Annotated in this window: 16 protein-coding genes and 1 pseudogene; 8 read left to right on the top strand and 9 right to left on the bottom strand. The window is 58.8% G+C overall.

Translation table 11 applies throughout. The features are described from left to right. Window positions 1–507 precede the first annotated feature (507 nt). The 3 genes and pseudogenes from RFN28_RS16510 to RFN28_RS34865 form a co-directional block, all read left to right on the top strand. A pseudogene (locus RFN28_RS16510) lies at window positions 508–1,062 on the top strand (tyrosine-type recombinase/integrase); the annotation flags it as partial. Next, window positions 1,053–1,565, top strand: coding sequence for a type IV toxin-antitoxin system AbiEi family antitoxin domain-containing protein (locus RFN28_RS16505; protein ID WP_320288371.1), 513 nt, complete (start codon window positions 1,053–1,055; stop codon window positions 1,563–1,565). The pseudogene RFN28_RS16510 and the gene RFN28_RS16505, both read left to right, overlap by 10 nt. Continuing rightward, window positions 1,528–2,394 (top strand): nucleotidyl transferase AbiEii/AbiGii toxin family protein, encoded by an 867-nt coding sequence (locus tag RFN28_RS34865; RefSeq protein WP_320288370.1) that lies wholly within the window; start codon window positions 1,528–1,530, stop codon window positions 2,392–2,394. Before RFN28_RS16505 ends, RFN28_RS34865 begins: the two co-directional genes overlap by 38 nt. Before the next feature lie 405 nt (window positions 2,395–2,799). Here the strand turns inward: RFN28_RS34865 and RFN28_RS16495 are convergent, their stop codons facing one another. After that, window positions 2,800–3,045 (bottom strand): nucleotidyl transferase AbiEii/AbiGii toxin family protein, encoded by a 246-nt coding sequence (locus tag RFN28_RS16495; RefSeq protein WP_430678205.1) that lies wholly within the window; start codon window positions 3,043–3,045, stop codon window positions 2,800–2,802. Here RFN28_RS16495 and RFN28_RS16490 point away from each other — a divergent pair. The 4 genes from RFN28_RS16490 to rpoN all read left to right on the top strand — a co-directional run bounded on the left by RFN28_RS16490 (window position 3,004) and on the right by rpoN (window position 6,298). Continuing rightward, entirely contained in the window at window positions 3,004–3,219 is a 216-nt protein-coding gene (locus tag RFN28_RS16490; protein WP_320223318.1) for a transposase, read from the top strand. The genes RFN28_RS16495 and RFN28_RS16490 overlap by 42 nt on opposite strands. Window positions 3,220–3,664: 445 nt before the next feature. Then, window positions 3,665–4,246: a transcriptional repressor gene (locus tag RFN28_RS34860; RefSeq protein ID WP_430678183.1), complete on the top strand. Its 582-nt coding sequence runs from the start codon at window positions 3,665–3,667 to the stop codon at window positions 4,244–4,246. Then, a complete protein-coding gene (locus tag RFN28_RS16480) occupies window positions 4,246–4,779 on the top strand; it encodes a peroxiredoxin (RefSeq protein WP_320215367.1) in 534 nt (177 codons plus the stop codon). Before RFN28_RS34860 ends, RFN28_RS16480 begins: the two co-directional genes overlap by 1 nt. 70 nt (window positions 4,780–4,849) lie before the next feature. After that, complete coding sequence (gene rpoN / locus RFN28_RS16475; protein ID WP_320288368.1) at window positions 4,850–6,298, top strand: RNA polymerase factor sigma-54; 1,449 nt, start codon at window positions 4,850–4,852, stop codon at window positions 6,296–6,298. Between the two features lie 56 nt (window positions 6,299–6,354). On the opposite strand, the gene RFN28_RS16470 is transcribed toward rpoN, so the two are convergent. The 5 genes from RFN28_RS16470 to RFN28_RS16450 form a co-directional block, all read right to left on the bottom strand. After that, window positions 6,355–7,437 carry a cytochrome-c peroxidase gene (locus tag RFN28_RS16470; RefSeq protein WP_320288367.1) on the bottom strand — a complete coding sequence of 361 codons (1,083 nt, stop codon included), beginning with the start codon at window positions 7,435–7,437 and terminating at the stop codon, window positions 6,355–6,357. 953 nt (window positions 7,438–8,390) lie between these two features. Beyond that, window positions 8,391–8,840 (bottom strand): Ros/MucR family transcriptional regulator, encoded by a 450-nt coding sequence (locus RFN28_RS16465; RefSeq protein ID WP_320215370.1) that lies wholly within the window; start codon window positions 8,838–8,840, stop codon window positions 8,391–8,393. Between the two features lie 472 nt (window positions 8,841–9,312). After that, window positions 9,313–9,876 (bottom strand): cold-shock protein, encoded by a 564-nt coding sequence (locus RFN28_RS16460; protein WP_320288366.1) that lies wholly within the window; start codon window positions 9,874–9,876, stop codon window positions 9,313–9,315. Between the two features lie 1,193 nt (window positions 9,877–11,069). Further along, on the bottom strand, window positions 11,070–11,714 hold the full coding sequence (locus tag RFN28_RS16455; protein ID WP_320288365.1) for an RES family NAD+ phosphorylase: 645 nt from the start codon (window positions 11,712–11,714) through the stop codon (window positions 11,070–11,072). Next, window positions 11,711–12,529, bottom strand: a complete 819-nt coding sequence (locus RFN28_RS16450; protein ID WP_320253330.1) for a hypothetical protein — start codon at window positions 12,527–12,529, stop codon at window positions 11,711–11,713. The genes RFN28_RS16455 and RFN28_RS16450 overlap by 4 nt, the downstream gene beginning before the upstream one ends. A 218-nt stretch (window positions 12,530–12,747) precedes the next feature. Between RFN28_RS16450 and RFN28_RS16445 the strand changes: the two genes are divergently transcribed. Beyond that, window positions 12,748–13,998: an ATP-binding protein gene (locus RFN28_RS16445; protein WP_320288364.1), complete on the top strand. Its 1,251-nt coding sequence runs from the start codon at window positions 12,748–12,750 to the stop codon at window positions 13,996–13,998. Window positions 13,999–14,165: 167 nt separating this feature from the next. Here the strand turns inward: RFN28_RS16445 and repC are convergent, their stop codons facing one another. The 3 genes from repC to RFN28_RS16430 all read right to left on the bottom strand — a co-directional run bounded on the left by repC (window position 14,166) and on the right by RFN28_RS16430 (window position 16,635). Further along, a complete protein-coding gene (gene repC, locus RFN28_RS16440; protein ID WP_320288363.1) occupies window positions 14,166–14,624 on the bottom strand; it encodes a replication initiation protein RepC in 459 nt (152 codons plus the stop codon). A gap of 316 nt (window positions 14,625–14,940) precedes the next feature. Further along, window positions 14,941–15,555, bottom strand: a complete 615-nt coding sequence (locus tag RFN28_RS16435; RefSeq protein ID WP_320288362.1) for a nitrogen fixation protein NifQ — start codon at window positions 15,553–15,555, stop codon at window positions 14,941–14,943. A gap of 27 nt (window positions 15,556–15,582) precedes the next feature. After that, window positions 15,583–16,635 carry an LLM class flavin-dependent oxidoreductase gene (locus RFN28_RS16430; RefSeq protein WP_320288361.1) on the bottom strand — a complete coding sequence of 351 codons (1,053 nt, stop codon included), beginning with the start codon at window positions 16,633–16,635 and terminating at the stop codon, window positions 15,583–15,585. Window positions 16,636–16,763: the final 128 nt, after the last annotated feature.

Genomic DNA, 16,763 nt, shown 5'->3' with positions numbered 1-16,763 from the left:
AATGCCGGTCGGCAGCTTTTTCGCCGCCTCGTAATGCAAGGTTCAAAACTCGTGCCAATTTTATTGACCGATCGAAGAAAGTTTTTTGTTCTTCCTTTTCAGTTATTTGACCTGAGCAAAATAAGGGAATGGCTAACCGAGCCCGTGTCGCGAACCTGACAAGACCAACGAAACCTGTCGGAGAGCGTAAATATGACAGCCATACCTCACGCCGGGACCGAAAGGCAGAAACGCTGTCGTCCACTCCTCGTGAGTGGCACGCCTCCCCGGCCAATTTGCGCCGCCACAACTTCAATCCTGGATGACGCACCTGTCTTCTGGCAATAGTCGAGAACGCCACGGTTGCTGTCGTCGATCTGGCGGAAGTGAACCTTTAGTCAAGGTGCGCCCAGATATCTCCGTTGAACGCACCCTGATGGCGCAAGTCGAGTGATTTTGGGTCATTCGCGGATTATCGCTAACTATCGCTAACCCGCTCCACGTCACTGATTTCAAGAGAAGATATGTGTAACCCTCGCCCGCGCGAGAGAGTGGTGTCTCGATGCGCGTCGCATGGTCGGGGAGGGAATCTCGCCTGCGCAGGAGAAGCAGCGACAGAAGCGCCGCTTGAAGGAAGCCAAGAGTTTCGGTGAGTTCGGGGAGCGTTGGTTCAGGAAGCGCGTATGGCTGACAGTACACGCGCCATGCGCCGGGCGATCTTCGACCGCGACATTGTGCCGACCTGGAGAAACCGGCTCCTCAAGGAGATCTCGCCGGACGATCTCCGGGAGCTCTGCAAGAAAGTGAAGGATCGAGGAGCACCGGCAACGGCTATCCACGTCCGCGACATCGTCAAGCAGATCTTCGCGTTCGTGATCCTGCATGGCGCGACGATCCGCTTGGGCCTGCGACTCATACTGCTGACCATGGTTCGAAAAAGCGAATTGCAGGATGCGGTCTGGGATGAAGTCGATTTGCCGTGTGGAGCATTCCCAAAGAGCGCATGAAGCGCTCCAAGCCTCATAGTGTTTATCTGTCGCGCCAATCCGTCGATATCAGATCGCACTCAGGACATGCGCCGGGTAGACGAGGGCATCCTCCATCGCCCCTCACGTGGGCTCTACGAACGCGCGGATGCCGACGTCGACATTTCTCATTCCCTGGCCGAGATCGCAACCCGAGTTCCGAAAGGCGTGATCTGCCTCGTATCGGCGCTCCAGTTTCATGAGATCACGCTGCAGCTTCCGCGCAGCGTCTGGATCGCAATCGGCTCCAAGGACCGCAAGCCGACGATCGACTATCCGCCGATCCGGGTTGCTCGCTTCGGCGAAAAGGCGCTCACCATTGGCGTCAAGACCTACACCATCGATTCGGTGCCTGTCCGGATCTTTGATCCGGCCAAGTCGATCGTGGACTGCTTCCGCTTCCGCAATGCCGTCGGCCTCGACGTTGCAATGGAAGCGCTCCGCATGGGCTGGCGGTCCAGAAAGGCCAGGCCCGACGACATTGCCCGATATGCGCAGGCGCTGCGCATCTGGAGTGTCGTTCGTGCTTATCTTGAAAGCACAGTTGCTGATGAAGGATAAGCCGGCGAATCTTCCAGCATCGATTCTTGCTCGGCTCCGCAACATCGCGCGGGACAAGCAGACGGACAATCAGCTCATCCTGAGAAGATACGCCATCGAGAGGCTGCTTTATCGGCTGAGCATCTCCCCGCATCGAGATCAGTTCATCCTGAAGGGCGCGATGCTCTTCACAGCGTGGCTCAACGATCCGTTTCGCCCTACGCAGGACCTCGATCTTCTTGGATTCGGCAATCCAGCCGTAACGGCGATCCGATCCGTTTTCGAAACAATTTGCCGGATCGAGGCCGAAAGAGACGGACTGGTGTACGATGCGATCCGTGAAGGCCAGCAATATGGCGGCGTCAGGGTGCAGACGACAGCGTTTCTCGGGAGGACCCGGATCCCGGTACAAGTCGACATCGGCTTTGGTGACACTGTTACGCCGACGGCGCAGGAACTGGAGTTTCCTTCGCTTCTGTCGGCCGAGGGTCCTCGACTGAGAGCCTATCCCAGGGAAACCTGTGGTTGCCGAAAAACTCCAGGCAATCGTCGTGCTTGGCCAGGCGAACAGTCGCACGAAGGATTTTTACGACCTGCTGGCGCTGTCGCGGCGGTTCGCGTTCGAAGGTGGGATCGCTGGTCCAGGCAATCCGAGCGACATTTGAACGCCGTGACACGCTACTGCCAACGGAGACTCCGCTTGGACTCAGTACCGCTTTTGCCGAGGACAGCGAGAAGGCAAGGCAATGGACGGCGTTCGTCGGAAGGGAACCGCTTCTCTTGCAGCCACCGAATCTCCCGGCCGCGATTGGCGAGTTCGTTTTTCCGCCGCTCCAGGCTGCAGCCTTAGGCGACGGTTTCGAGCGTCATTGGCCGGCCGGCGGCCCTTGGACATAAAGCTCGGACTTGCTTTGCTCCACGGGCGGATCACGGCTCTCGAAATCGTTACGGATCGATCGGCTGCCACGGCAGCGGATCAGCTTGGGGCGCGGAGGTGTCGACCTGTCGACATAGCACTTCGAAGTGCTTTTTTCGCTAGGCCGATGCTTTTATTTGCATTGCGGGATGACATTTGTGCGTTGCAATATCTGACGCGGAAGCTACTATGAGGGTGTCGGCCATCAACTCTCTCGATGCGATGCCGACCTGAATGCGGCACACCCCCTCTAGTGCCGTTTTCGAATCGGGCCCGTTGCCACCTCCTCCCGGCAGCGGGCCTTTTCTCTCCAAGGCTGCCTTACTAAACTCACTCAAGTCAACGATTTTGCGCCGTTGGCACATTAGTAATGTAAGACGCGACGATGAAATCGATCTCGCCTTCTGGGTAGATGAGTTTGAGGTAGTTTGCCGCCTCATCATATGCCTGATGATCCCAGATGCCTTCGCCACCCAATCGGGGCGAAAGGATCGACAAATACTGGGGGTCATCGATGAAAGCGTCGATGTCCTTGCTCAGGCGATGACCAGTGTGGACCATCAGAGCGGTACCGCCCCCGAGCAGGAGGAAGCCTACACGACCTTCTGCCAGTTCCGCTGGCCAAAGACGAATGGCGAGCCCGTCTGCCCGCATTGCGGCCTTCTCGGCTGCTACGCGCTCCGCAGGCGCGCTTTCAAGTGCTCTGGCTGCCGCCGCGAGTTCTTACCGACGTGCCGAAAAGAGCGCAGAGTTCATTGACATGAACGAACTTATTTCGGCCCTTTCCCATTCGGCTACGCGCGGACGAAGCTGCGCTTCGGGTTCAGCATAAGTATCGTCTCCGTTCCACTACTTCTCCCTTCTCGCGGCCCAGCCCTGCCCTTGGTAGAGCTTCCGACATTTTCGTCCACCTTCCGACACAAGAAGGTCAGTCGAGTCGTCACGTGGAAACGCCTTGTATGTTTCCCGAGCATTAGCTGCCTGAGATGTTACAAGTTTAGCCCGATGAGATCGCCGTCTTAGACGGAAGCCTTTCCTCCATGGCGACCCCGAAAGCAGGTCCCTCTACTCAAGGTAAAAGTCGCTTCCATCCCTGCTGCAAGTCAGATGGCACGGCATTTGCGACAGCTCATTAGAACCATCGAACCACAAACAAAGCGACGAGTGAATCATTGGTGACTCCGTACAAGCGCTTGAGGCGACGGTGACTATCGCGGACAAACATCGGGAGGTCGTCCCCTCCAGGCGTCAGTGCTCGCTAGCTTTTCTGCGCAGGTGTGGTCGGAGGCCGACATCCAACAGCGCGGCATGCGCCCAATTGCCGCTTGCCGGTCCTCATCAGCATGTGAATGTCGAAGCACTGCATCGAGGGGTCACTCCAACCGACGTCGGCGCGCTACTGGCAACCATCTACAATACGCAGAACCACTTTCGTGAAGCGAGACTCTTGCGCGACCTCAACGTTGCGGCGCCACACGGCTATTTCGAGATTGACACTGTCGATCACCACCACTTTCTCCTCGACGGCAAGCAGCCAGTCATCCACATCCCTTCCGGCGCCACTTGCCGCAAAAGGGTTGCTCTATCCCGCCCAAATCACTCATATTGGCCAGGCCATTCGGATGACGAAGAGGGTGGGCCCAAGGCCTTCCCGTACCACCGGATGGAAGAGCGATTTGGAAGCCGCGAAGGCCTTCATCTCATGTCCGGCATGCCTGCCGAGTCGACGTTGCGTCGGCCCAAACCGAGAAGCCATGCCAGGTTTCTTCTAAAAGGAGCAACTTGATGACCATCACGAAGAAGGTCCCCTTCGTTACTTTTCGCACGCGTGTTCGCGATGAGTCCGTCGAGGGGCCAAATCCATACCGGTGGCAAGACAAGACATCCGACGACTATTTCGATGGCAAGCGCGTCATCCTGTTCTCGCTGCCTGGCGCCTTCACCCCGACCTGCTCGACCTACCAACTGCCCAATTTCGAAAAGCTCTATGACGAGTTCAGGAAGGAAGGAATTGACGCAATCTACTGCATCTCCGTCAACGATGCCTTCGTCATGAATGCGTGGGGCAAGTCCTTGGGGCTGCAGAAGGTCGAGCTTATCCCGGACGGCTCAGGCGAGTTCACGCGCAAAATGGGTATGCTGGTTGCGAAGGACAATCTCGGCTTCGGAATGCGCTCCTGGCGCTACGCCGCCCTGATCAACGACGGTGCGGTGGAGCAATGGTTCGAGGAAGAAGGTTTCTCCGACAACTGCGAGACCGATCCCTATGCCGTCTCGTCCCCGCAGAACGTTCTTGAAACACTGCAGGCCGCCGCATGATTAAGTGAGCGTCTGGCAATCCCATTAACGCACGGCCAAGAGCCTCCTCGATCGGAGTTTCGCGTTCAACATGCTGTCCTCGGCAAGGCTGCTTCAACGCCAGAAGCAATCTATGGTGGCATCGCCTCAGCTCATTGAGTCGATTCGCCTGTTGCAACTGGCTCGCGCCGAACTGCATCAATTCGTGGAGCAGGAACTCGAGAAAAATCCGCTTTTGGAGCCAGCTTCAAACGACGGTGAGGCTCTTGGCGACGTGCCGATTTCGGCAGACCAGTCCACCGGCGCACGCGAAAAAGACACGGATAGGCCGACGAACGCGGCGGCGGCCGAGCGACCGGGGGAATGGAAATCGCTGCGCAATACGACGAATACCCCTGCGGATAGTCGCCCTGCCCTGGACGAGTTTGCCGCCTGCACCGAAACCTTGCACGACCGCGTCGCTGGTCAGATCGCGCTCACTGCATTCACACCACAGGAGCGGCTGATTGCCGGCGAGCTCGCAGCCCATCTGGAAGATACGGGCTATCTTCGGGTGGACCTTGTGGAACTGGCCGGCAAACTGAACGCCCGCGAGGCGGATGTGGAACGGGTTCTCGCAACCTTGCAGCAGTTTGATCCACCTGGAATTTTTGCTCGTACTCTCAGCGAATGTCTCGAGATCCAGTTGCGTCAGCGAGACCGGTTCGACCCGGCGATGGCCGCGTTGGTTTCGAACCTTGAGATGGTTGCCAGACGCGATTTTCAGGCGTTGAAGCAGCACTGCTGCGTCGATGAAGAAGACCTTCTCGAGATGTTGCATGAAATCCGTGCGCTCGATCCCAAGCCTGGCAACCGATTCCAATCCGGAGCGCCCGAATCCATCATACCCGACGTCTGGGTCACGCCCTCGCCCGGAGGTGGATGGCAGATCGAGCTTGATCCGGACGCATTGCCCAAGGTTTTGATCAACCAAACCTATTTCGCCGAAATCTCGCGACACGCCGTCCAGAATCCGAAAGATCAAGCGTTTCTGAACGAATGCCTGCAGAACGCGAATTGGTTAATCCGCAGCCTGGATCAGCGTGCCAAGACGATTCTTAAGGTTGCGACTGAAATCGTGCGCCAACAGGATGCCTTTTTCCAACATGGCGTGGCCCATCTGCGGCCTCTCAATCTCAGGACTGTCGCTGAGGCGATCAACGTGCATGAATCGACGGTGAGCCGGGTGACCTCGAACAAGTATATGCTTACCCCGCGCGGGGTGTTCGAACTGAAGTATTTTTTCACCGTCGCGATTGCCTCCTGCCAAGGCGGCGACGCGCACTCCGCCGAAGCTGTCCGCCATCGGATAAAAGCGATAATTGCTCAAGAATCGCCCGGTGACGTGCTTTCCGACGACGAGATCGCCGTCCGGCTGAAGGAAACCGGTATCAATGTTGCGCGCCGCACCGTCACAAAATATCGCGAGGCGATGAACATCCCCTCCTCCGTGGGACGGCGCCGGGAAAAGCGGCTATGGCTCATTGGCGATCAAAGTTGAAGCAGGCGTCTGGCCCCTTCTCGGCGTCTATTAGCCGCCCTCGCAGGATTATGCGGTCACGGCGCCGGCCGAGGTGTCGTCGCGACGCTCGGCGGCAAGGTTGGATAGGTTACCTTCGGCTGGTCCCCGGTGAGCGCCTGTAGGAAAGCGGTGATCTTGTCGACTTCCTCAGGGCTCAGCTGCGTACCAAGCTGGGTCGTGCCCATCACCGCCACGGCTTGCTCTAGATCCCATGCATGGCCGCTGTGAAAATAGGGGGCGGTGAGTGCGACGTTCCTCAAGGTAGGGATCTTGAAGACATAGTCGTCATCCACCTTCCGTGTCACCTCGACGCGTCCCTTGTCGTCAGGCGGCAGGAAGTCCCAGCCGGGCTTTTCGACCACCCCAAAAGGAGCGTACATGCTCCCACCGAGGTTGATGCCGTTGTGGCAAGACGAGCATCCTTTGTCGGTGAAAAGCCTGAGCCCCTCCTTCTGTTCAGTGGTGAGTGCGTTTTCGTTACCTTCGAGATACCTGTCGAAGGGTGCGTTAGGCGTGATCAGCGTCGCCTCGAACACGGCGATGGCTCTCGCGATGTTGTCATATCTGAGGGGATCGACTTCATCAGGGAAGGCTTTGCCGAACGCCTCAACGTACCCAGGAATGCCCTTGAGCTCTTCGACGGCGTGCCCGGGAGTGGTCCCCATCTCCGTCGGATTGGAGATCGGGCCGCCGGCCTGCTCCGTCAGATCCGCTGCCCGTCCGTCCCAAAACTGAGCGATGTTGAACACAGCGTTGAATACAGTTGGCGCATTCCGGCCGCCGCGCTGCCAGTTATGGCCAATAGAGGTGGAACGGCCATCGCCGCCAGCACGGCCGATTTGATGGCAGGTGTTGCAGCTGATGTTGTGAGCTTGCGAGAGCCGCGGTTCGAAATAGAGCATCTTGCCCAACTCGAGCTTCTCTAAGGTCGCCGGATTGCCGTCCAGGTCTGCAGCACGCTCGGGAATGGGGCGAAACAGCGATCTCGCAACATCCAGCAGGTTGTCCTGCCCCATGGCTGTGGAGGCAAGCAGGCAGCCTGTGAGTGCAGCACATAGAAACGCCAATCCCGCCGCCAAGCGGAAGAAGGAGACAATAAATGTCTTCACGAAGCCCATCGACGTAAGTACCCACTATTGCTTTGATGAAGCTTTCTAGGGATTCAAGCGAACTACCGCAGCGCCCGGACCGCGTCTTCGCAACTAGAGTTGGAAGTCATTCCTGAATTGCATGAATGCCCAAGACGGGGACTCTCCGGGCGAAGCCCTCGCGCCCCTTAAGGCGAATCTGAGGCTGACCAAAGATTGAGTCTCTTCCGGTCGTATCATCCTTTTTCTCCATTTGGGTTTTGCGAGCGGACCCGTCGCGTTTCTTGCCCGCGGCGATCACATCGAATGGAAAACAACAAGGATCATGCCATTTCAGGCCAACCGAGATTTTTCTCAAACTTGCAGCGGTTACGCTCGAAGAGCCTGTCTCGGTCGAGCCACAGTTGTCGCCAATCCGACAAAATCGACAGCGGAAAAGTCGGGAGTTTGTGCGGCGACCGGCGCTCCTAATCACGGCGGGCGCGGGTGTCTATTCATCAGCCGCGTCGAACTCTAAGTCTGCCGCCTGGGGCTGCGGAGTTATCTGTACACTCGGTTACGACGTCGATGGCGGCGAGGACCGGAGCCGCTGCCGCAATACCGCCTCGGCTTCGTCTTGAAAGCCCTCCCCGGCAATTTTATCTGGACTTCGCCTGCGAAATCGAAGCGGTCTTCAAGGCCGCGCAGACCTTCCAAGGAACCCCTGCGAGAGAGTTCGCGTCTCAGCCGAGCCTAGCGATCTGGCCGCGCAGCTCAAGCAGCCAGGCAGGCAGCCGCTGTGACGCGATCGGCCGCGATTGCACAGGACCAGCCGGCGATCACTTAGCCGTAGCAGGACTTGCTACGAAAGGATTGCCGGCGTCCTTGTCGCCTCCGAGTTTGCTTCGGCTGTGCGCAGGGCTATGTCGGATTTGAAGGCCTTACAGGTTTGGCCGGTCAATTCCACCGTATGGCGCATCGACCTGGGGGAGGCATTGCGCCCACTACCTAGATTTGCGTGCCGCCGACTTCCTTTCGGGATTGCTGACAGCCTTGTGGCCGAGACCGCTCGACTTCGCCAGCGCCGACCGTTGGGCCGCATAGTTCGGCGCCACCATGGGGTAGTCGGACTTCAATCCCCATTTCTCGCGATATTCGTTGGGCGTCAGGCCGTAGTGGACGTTGAGATGACGCTTAAGCGATTTGAATTTCTTGCCGTCCTCTAGGCAGATGATGTGGTCGGGAAACACCGACCGCTTCGGATTAACCGCAGGCGCTTGGGCTGGCTTCTCTGGCTCGACCGCCTGCCCAAGATTCGACAATGACGAATTCACGCTTGCGATAAGCTCTGGCAGTGACGCGGGGGGAACGGCGTTTTTGCTGACATAGGCAGATACAATATCTGCCGTAAGTTCAATCAACAGGCCTCGGCTATTTGCGGTGTCCTCGTGCATTCAATTACTCCTATTGGGTGACAACACGGGGAACTCTTTTACCGGCTTTGTCGGGGAAGGCCAGCATGATCTGCTTATGTCGGCGTTAGTCCACCACTTCTGGCTATCGCAGCAGAAGATTCATTGAAGGCTTGAATGATCCGATAAAACTGCATTTGCAGCAGCCGACCAGTTTGGCAATTCCTGCTGGGCCGAGGCCGTCGGCAAGCAGTACCATGATAATCCCTGTCAAGCCGCTGTTGCCACCTTATAGGTGCTGTTATGTTGTTCGATTTCCGTCGCGCCCGCGTTCCGTGATAAACCGCAACCTCAATTTGAACGACCATGGCAACGACGGTGAGCACGAAGTGAACCATATCGGCCCTCGTTAAAAGATGAGGATCGAGCACCGCGACAAACGCGCCATTCTGATGTGCTTATGCGCAGTGAATGGCTCACCATCGCGCGTTCAACAAAAAGGGCTGGGCCGTCGTCAAGCAACTACACGAATGCTTTGCACCTCCAGACCTTTCTTGCCCTGCGCGCACTCGATAAAGACCTTTTGTCCCTCCACGAGCTCGCTCACTCCACAGCGGGCCAACGTTGAGGCGTGGACGAATACGTCCTTTCCGCCGGCTTCAGGAGCAATGAAGCCAAAGCCTTTCTCGGCGTTATACCATTTGACGGTGCCGGCGCTTTCCGGCGCGGATGTCGAAGTGTTGGCCGTCTCCCGTGCAATCTCCAGAACTTGCGCGACCTGATGGCCTTTTCGCGTCTCCTCCAAGGTGACCTTGAGCCGCGCTCCCTCTGGGACACTGCTCCTTCCAACCGCTTCCAATGCCCGAACATGCAGGTAGGCGTCCCTTCCGTCCGAGACTCTGACGAAGCCAAAACCTTTGCTTGCGTTGAACCACTTGACCTCTGCGTCTACCGGCTTTGCCGTCGCAGGTGACGTTTGATGAAAGAAGCTTGGGACGAGGTCCTCTTCTGGAAAAGGAAACGGGCCGTCGTCATCTCGACGCCGACGGGGCTTGCGGTAATCCTTGTATCTGCTCATGTCATCTCAGGGGAAGGAAATGGTGCTGGCCACCAAAAAGGTTGGCACGGATGGGCGGTCGCTTGGGGCTTCGGTCGCAAGTGTCAGCTCTTCAAAAGCGCCATCCATCTTTGATCAGCGACAAGCTAGAATTGTCAGCCGGACAGCAGGGCGCGGTTCAATCAACCAGACTCCGCAGAGGGCTCTCACTTGCTTTGGGCCTCGCTTTCTAACCACTGGATATCCTTCTTTGCAATATCGTCGCGAATGCGTCGCCACGGCGCTTCTATTCCGGGACCGATCCGCCATGGTTGAGACGCGTTCCGCTCGACTATTGGGAGTTGCCGCTCTTCGCCCGACCGCATCATTGCTACAGTCCTCCGTCACCCGGTCAACCCCCGTTGCCGGCCGGGCGCGTCATTGACCGCTCACCAGATCAGGGCGGTGCACATCCCCTCCTCCCGTGTGACGCCGGGAAAATCGCCTACGGCTCGATGGCGATCAAGATTGGCCGCCTCATACTGGTGACGAAGACGGATCTTAGTCCAACGCGATCCCGTTCTTGATCCTTGCGAGGCTGCATTTGCCTTCCTCCGAGCCGGTTGCGGCCAAAACGACGAGTCCATCACCGAATGACTATGGGCGTTTCTTCGCGTCTCCAAAGGACTTGTTGAAACTCGGTCAGTCACGGCGTTTTTCTCCGTGTGACGGCAACGAGACCCGCGGCGTGATCCCTATGCGACGAGCCGAGACCTCAGGCGAACCCTTCAAGAGCCTGGGCCGCAAAGCCGGCATTCCGAAGGAGACTCCCGACCGCTGGCAAAACAACTCGAAGCCGTCAGCACGAAACACGACGACCGCTGGAACGAATGGCAGAGAATCGTGGTGACAGCGGTGGGAAATTCCTCGTCCTCGACTCGTCGGGAATTCTTTGCCGTTGCGCGCGCCAAACGGCGCGCGACCCGCGAAATCACCTTAAACACCTGCCAGCGGGGACTTCCAGGCAGCGATTGAATGCCCCCTTCAATTCGCTAACGAGCTGCTCGACAAAAGCTCCCCAAGCAAAGTTATCGATCTCGCCCTGATCGAGCGTAGGCATTTTTCGGGATGCCCGCGCCCCCTAGCTCGTCTATGGACTTCGGTATCGAGAAACATACGTCTCGTGAGGAGGGCCAACCGGCCGCGGAGCATGTGTTCTCGACATCAACGCATGCCTAAGAAACGATGGTAATGCCTGCGCGCATGCCGAAAGCTCGGATCTCGAGCAACAGGTCCGCGTCGGCGCCGACCTCGATGCTGTCGTGAACCTCGAAATCTCCCTCGCTGACACGATCCTCGAATAGTATTACGCATCGGTCCGGGTCGCACTGTCGAGATGTCCAAAGCAGGCCGTCAACGTCCGCTCTGGCGCTGTGAATCGCTTGAGCCCAAAGAACAGTCTGACGGTAGGTCGATTTCGGCGTCTCGATGAGATCGCCGCGGCTTATGCCCCACACCTTGAGATCCGGCGCGAACAGGCCGGCCAGGAGCAGATCGCGCTTCGGTGCAATGCGGCTTACGCTGCGCGATTCGATGACGTCGAGGCGGACTGTCTTGAAGACGGCAGTAGGCTCGATGTCGTGAAAGATCGACTCGAAAGCCGCTGCCTCCCGCGATGTCGCCGCGTAGAGCGTCGGTACGCATGCGCCTGCGGCGTCTGGAAAAGGAGCGAATCGCGTCGGCTGACCCATGCATGGGTTGAACTGCGCCGGCCGGAAGCTGGAGCCGTGCGTGCGATGGAGGACAATGCCTTTCGTGACCTTTTGGGTGTTAATGCTCGGAAAGGAAGAAGGCGGCGGGCGTACGCTTGAAACGCTCACCCAACCACCTCTTGGCCCTCTCGTTCAGCGGCTGCGATGATTGACTGCGGACTGTCGAGCATATCGGCGGGTGCCTTGTCGGCCAGCCAGCCATTCGTCGACATGAACCAGAAGGCACGTTGCCACGCAGACAGCCGGGGAGGGAGTGCCCCGAGCGCCTTCTTGATCGTCGGGTGCGGCCGTCCCTCGCGGAACTGGAAAGCCGGGAAATACTCTTTGCCTCGGTGCTGGACCGAGAAGATGTTGCCAGCCTTTTTCCAGCGCGCTGCGGTCGCATAGGGGTTCTTGGTCTTCAGCCCCGCCTGCGCTCCGATCTCGGCGCTCGTGAGCTGAGGAACCTCCGAGACGAATCGATCACGGAGCTCGAGGTTGTCCGAGGCCAATGCTCCGCGCGCGTCGGCGAGCTCATCGGGCAGGAGGACCTCCGCGAGCTTGCTGATCGCCGACTCGAGGCGTGTTTCGTCAAGCGTGGCACTCACGCGGACGACTATTTCAAGGAAGGAGCGCACCGCGCTTCGGCGTCCTTGGTCTAGGTCGGGCTTGAGTTGAAGGACGACGGAGTGCCCCAGGGCGATGTCGGCGGCCGCGGCAGCGAGATCCACGAATCCTGTCGAGGTCGCAGTTGCTGGCGCCGCCAACGCGGGCGCTGTTTCTTGAAGCGCGCGACGGATCGCCCCGACAAGAAGCTCGCGATCGTCGGAGACGGTGCGGCTAGGGCGCTCCTGCGCCCTAGCGCCGCCCGACGTGCGCCGTCCGCCGATCGGCGCATGCGGTCGATCGACCATGAGGAAAGATGAGAAGAGAGCGTCGGACAAGACATCACGTGAGATTGCATATGAGCACACTCATATCACGTATGTCACGCGACGTCCAATGCAAGAGTGTGCCGCGACTGCTTCTTGTCAAACGCATGGGAGAGATTACCGAGGGGATTTCGGGGCCTACCCTGGTGGCACTCGCTATCCTACGGCCCCGTCGCATCCCGACATACAGATCGCAATCTGGACGACGTGCGGAGTGATCGGAACACGGCTTGCTGCGCGCCTCCGTTGTGCGGTATCCAGCTCTTTATCCTTGCAATCTTAAAACGCGCCTTTTAATTTGCATGATGATAGGCCGTCGTGTGCTACCTCAAGTTCGTCAGGCGCTTGCCCGTCAAGCTGCTGTGGCCCTCATCGGCCCACGCCAGGTCGGCAAGACAACGCTCGCCTTGCAGATTGGTGAAGACCTGGATGCACTCTATCTCGATCTGGAGTCCCGCGAGGACAGGAACAAGTTGTCGGATCCAGCACTGTTCCTGCGCGCCTACGAGGACCGTCTGGTCATCCTGGACGAGATCCATCGAATGCCAGAGTTGTTCCAGGAGCTTCGAGGGTTGATCGACGCCGGACGCCGGCGCGGACGCCGCACCGGTCGTTTCCTGCTTCTGGGATCAGCCTCGATGGATCTGCTGCGTCAAACGGGCGAAAGCCTGGCCGGCCGCATCGAATATGTCGAGATGACACCGCTGGACGCGCTCGAGATCGCTTCTGAAAAGCTGTCGGTTGAAAGTCTCTGGCTGCGTGGCGGGTTCCCGGACAGTTTTCTTGCACATTCGGAAGCCAACAGCTTCGCGTATCGACGCAATTTCATCCGCACTTATCTCGAGCGCGACGTGCCGCAATTCGGCCCGCGGATTCCGGCGCAAACCCTCGAACGGCTGTGGACCATGCTTGCCCACAATCAGGCGGGCCTGCTGAATGCGTCACGCCTGGCGGCCAACCTTTCGGTCAGCGCGCCGACCATTTCGTCCTATGTTGATCTGCTTGTGGACCTGCTGTTGATCCGTCGGCTGCCGCCGTTGCACGCCAATACGGGCAAACGCCTCGTCAAAACACCGAAAGTGTACGTCCGCGACAGCGGGCTCGTACATGCCCTGCTTGGCATAGAGACGGCCGACAGCCTCGCCGGCCACCCGGTCGTCGGCGCGAGTTGGGAAGGCTTCGTTCTGGAGAATCTTGTATCGGTGGCGCCCGAAGGGACCCTCGCAAGCTTCTTCCGCACCGCGGCCGGAGCCGAGATCGATCTTGTCCTCCAGCTTCCAGCCAATCGCGGCGTCTGGGCAATCGAAATAAAACGCAGCCTGTCTCCTTCGCTGGGAAAGGGTCTGCATATGGCCTTGGAAGATGTTCAGCCCGACCGCACTTTCGTCGTGTACGCCGGAACCGAGTCCTATCCGATGGCCCCGAAAATAGAAGCTGTCGGGCTCACACAACTGGCATCGCTGCTAGGCGAACAGTCATAGTCGTATATCAGCAAGGCCTCAGACGAACCGGCTGAAAGGTCGAACAGGCCGGCCGAGCGGCCATTCTGGGTCAAGGACCTGATCGACCGCACGCTCTCCGTTCCGAGCTCATTGCCAATGGCGGCATCGGCGATCCAGCCCGGGACATCATCACCAGCCCTTTTTCTTCATGCTGTCGCGCAGCGCGTCGCTGATATCCAGCGAGCTGCCCCACGGCACCCGCCGCGCTCCTGCGCTGCTGAGGATTCCTCCGCACCTTTTCCGGCAGCAGCCTTCTCCAGCGCCCCGACTCTGGCGTTGAGCAACGCGGTGACCATGGGCCACACAGAGAATTTCTGCGCCCGCGCTTTTTCCGTGAGATCCCGCAGATAGCCGCCACAACTGCGGATGCGTTCGGCCCGTTGCAGGATCGCAGCCAGGGTAATCGACGCATTCTGTGAACCCATGACCTCCGCCGCCTCCGGCCAGGCGCCTGGGCTGACCCCAATAGTCGGCCGCGCCCTGTCCGCAACGGCTGCAAGTCCCGCCAAGTCCGGATTTGCGCCCCCTTCGTGTAATTTGCGATGGGCAGGCGCCCAGCACCAACGGCACGTCCCGTTGTGGCAGGCTGCGCACGTTGTCGTCATGCTCGGCGTCGCGGCCGGCTCCTTGTGGAGACAGGCCGTCCTTAGGTCTGTGATTCTATGGGGTGCTAATGTCTCTAAGAGACTAGATGTGACCCGATAGTGCTAGGAACAGGTCATGCGCCCGTTCGTTTGGTTAGTCAAATATGATCGCCCCTGCTTCCGAAACAAGAAGATCTCGACCCGAGTCGAATCGACCATCGCTCACCGCGATCATGCGATGAAGGTCCCCTCCTCCCGTGTAACGTCGCCGGGAAAAGTGCCTACGGCTCGATGGCGATCAAGGTTGGCTGCCTCATAACACTGACGAAAGCGGCTCTTAATCCAATGCAAATCCATTTTTGATTCGTGCAAGGCGATTTTCGCCTTCCTCCGGACCGAAGCAGCCTGCGAAATCATTGCATTCCCGGCAACTGGGCGCGGTGCATAGCGAAAACCCTTCGGCCTCACAGAGCTTGCGGTAAAAGTACTTCTTCCATTTCATGTTTTGGGTGTTGCCGGCCGCCAGCGTCGGAAAATGCATGGCAAGCAGGCGGCTGAGCTCGGTGCGATTGAAAAGGCCAAGGTCCTGCCAGAGATGGTCATTGCGCATGGCGCGCCGGGCGATGATCTTGGCAAACCGGGCGCTTGCCGGGTCGCCCGGCAGGGCATGGGCCAGGAGCAGCTCGCGCAAAAGTTCTTCCTCCGGGTCCGGCTCGGGCTCGCCCATCTCTTCCAGGGCGAAGGCCTTGAAGGGGAAAGTGGGGAAGCTGCTGGCCAGGACATCGCGCAGCTCGGCGCGCGAAAGACCGGTTGCCTCCGTCGCCGTCGCCTCGCCGGCCTCGACTTCCTCGAGTGCACACGAAAGCACGCAGGCAAGCACATGCTGATCAAACTCCAGCTTGAACCGCGGCGATTGGCCGGCGCAGAGGCAGCCACATTGGTGGGCGAGCATGGGTGCCATTCTCTTGGTTTTGTCCCATCAACCGCCCTGATGAGCGAGCGACTTGTTCACCGCCGGGATGATCTTGTCTCCCCAGAGCTCGATCTGGCGCAGCATCGTCTTTTGGTCGAAATCCCCCAACTGGGTCTGAATTGCGATCTGGTTGGGTTTTAAGATATCGATCTCTTCCAACAGGCGATCGACCACTCGATTCACGCTGCCGATCGGCAGGTTCCGGCGCATCGTCGCGAATGACAAATCTTGCTGCGTTGGCGTTTCTTTCAGCAGATAGCCGTCCAGGCTCTGCTGGCGACGCTGATGCAGTGCTTCAGACAGCCGGCGCTGGAAGCGGGCGTTGTCGAGATAGCTATTGATCTCTGCCTCGTCGTCGCTGGCATAGCAGCAACGTAGCAAAGATATCTTGGCGTCCGTGACATTCTTGCCTTCGGCAGCCGCGGCCTTCTCGATGGCTTCGCGCAGGACGCGCAAAGTTTCTAATCCGTTATGGAATGCCGTCACAAAAAGATTGTGTCCCTCACGATAGGCCCGGCCCAGGCGGGCCGTCCCGGCGGCGATCCAGATCGGCGGGGTCGGCTTCTGGACGGTGCGCACCGAAATCGCCGTGGGGGGTATGTTCCCATACTGACCGTCGTGCTCGAAGATGTTCTGGTTGAGGCCCTTTTGAAGGATGTCCAAGTATTCCGAAAAGACCGCCGGCGCCTCATCGATATTGACGCCGAAGCGCTCGAACTCGAATTGCTGGTATCCCGAGCCGACGCCAAGCTCGAGGCGGCCATTCGCAACAATGTCGGCGAAGCCGATCTCGGAAAGCAGGCGCTGCGGTTGATAGAGCGGCAGCACGCACACGGCAGTGCCAAGGCGAATGGTACTCGTCACGCCGGCGCAGTGCGCCACCATCATCAAGGGCGAGGGAATGAGGCTATAATTGTTGAAGTGGTGCTCCGCGAACCACGCGGTATCGAAGCCGGCCTGCTCCGAAACGACGGCCTGTTCGATGGAGTTGCGGATAACGCTCTCGCACGATTGGTGATATCCGCGCTGGGCGGCCAGGATAAAGGTTGCGAATTCCATGGTGTTTCCCTGTTTACAGAACGGAGCTAGCCGACAGGGAGATGCGCAGGGTGCGCACAAGGCGCCTTGGCCGCGGTCTCGATCTCGCCCTTGGCGGCGGCGTGGTCAGGCCGCAAGCCGTTCGGCGG

This window comes from Mesorhizobium album (assembly GCF_033977205.1).
In the GTDB taxonomy this organism is placed as follows: Bacteria; Pseudomonadota; Alphaproteobacteria; order Rhizobiales; family Rhizobiaceae; genus Mesorhizobium; species Mesorhizobium album.
This window is presented reverse-complemented; position numbering and strand designations above follow the sequence as displayed.

Bases quoted from the DNA above. Each gene is read 5' to 3' on its own strand.
- RFN28_RS16480 (WP_320215367.1), top strand. From the start codon at position 4,246: ATGACCATCACGAAGAAGGTCCCCTTCGTTACTTTTCGCACGCGTGTT.
- RFN28_RS16505 (WP_320288371.1), top strand. From the start codon at position 1,053: ATGCGCCGGGTAGACGAGGGCATCCTCCATCGCCCCTCACGTGGGCTC.
- rpoN (WP_320288368.1), top strand. From the start codon at position 4,850: ATGCTGTCCTCGGCAAGGCTGCTTCAACGCCAGAAGCAATCTATGGTG.
- RFN28_RS16470 (WP_320288367.1), bottom strand. From the start codon at position 7,437: ATGGGCTTCGTGAAGACATTTATTGTCTCCTTCTTCCGCTTGGCGGCG.
- RFN28_RS16490 (WP_320223318.1), top strand. From the start codon at position 3,004: ATGACCAGTGTGGACCATCAGAGCGGTACCGCCCCCGAGCAGGAGGAA.
- RFN28_RS16460 (WP_320288366.1), bottom strand. From the start codon at position 9,876: ATGAGCAGATACAAGGATTACCGCAAGCCCCGTCGGCGTCGAGATGAC.
- RFN28_RS16435 (WP_320288362.1), bottom strand. From the start codon at position 15,555: ATGCTCGCCCACCAATGTGGCTGCCTCTGCGCCGGCCAATCGCCGCGG.
- RFN28_RS16465 (WP_320215370.1), bottom strand. From the start codon at position 8,840: ATGCACGAGGACACCGCAAATAGCCGAGGCCTGTTGATTGAACTTACG.
- repC (WP_320288363.1), bottom strand. From the start codon at position 14,624: ATGACGACAACGTGCGCAGCCTGCCACAACGGGACGTGCCGTTGGTGC.
- RFN28_RS16430 (WP_320288361.1), bottom strand. From the start codon at position 16,635: ATGGAATTCGCAACCTTTATCCTGGCCGCCCAGCGCGGATATCACCAA.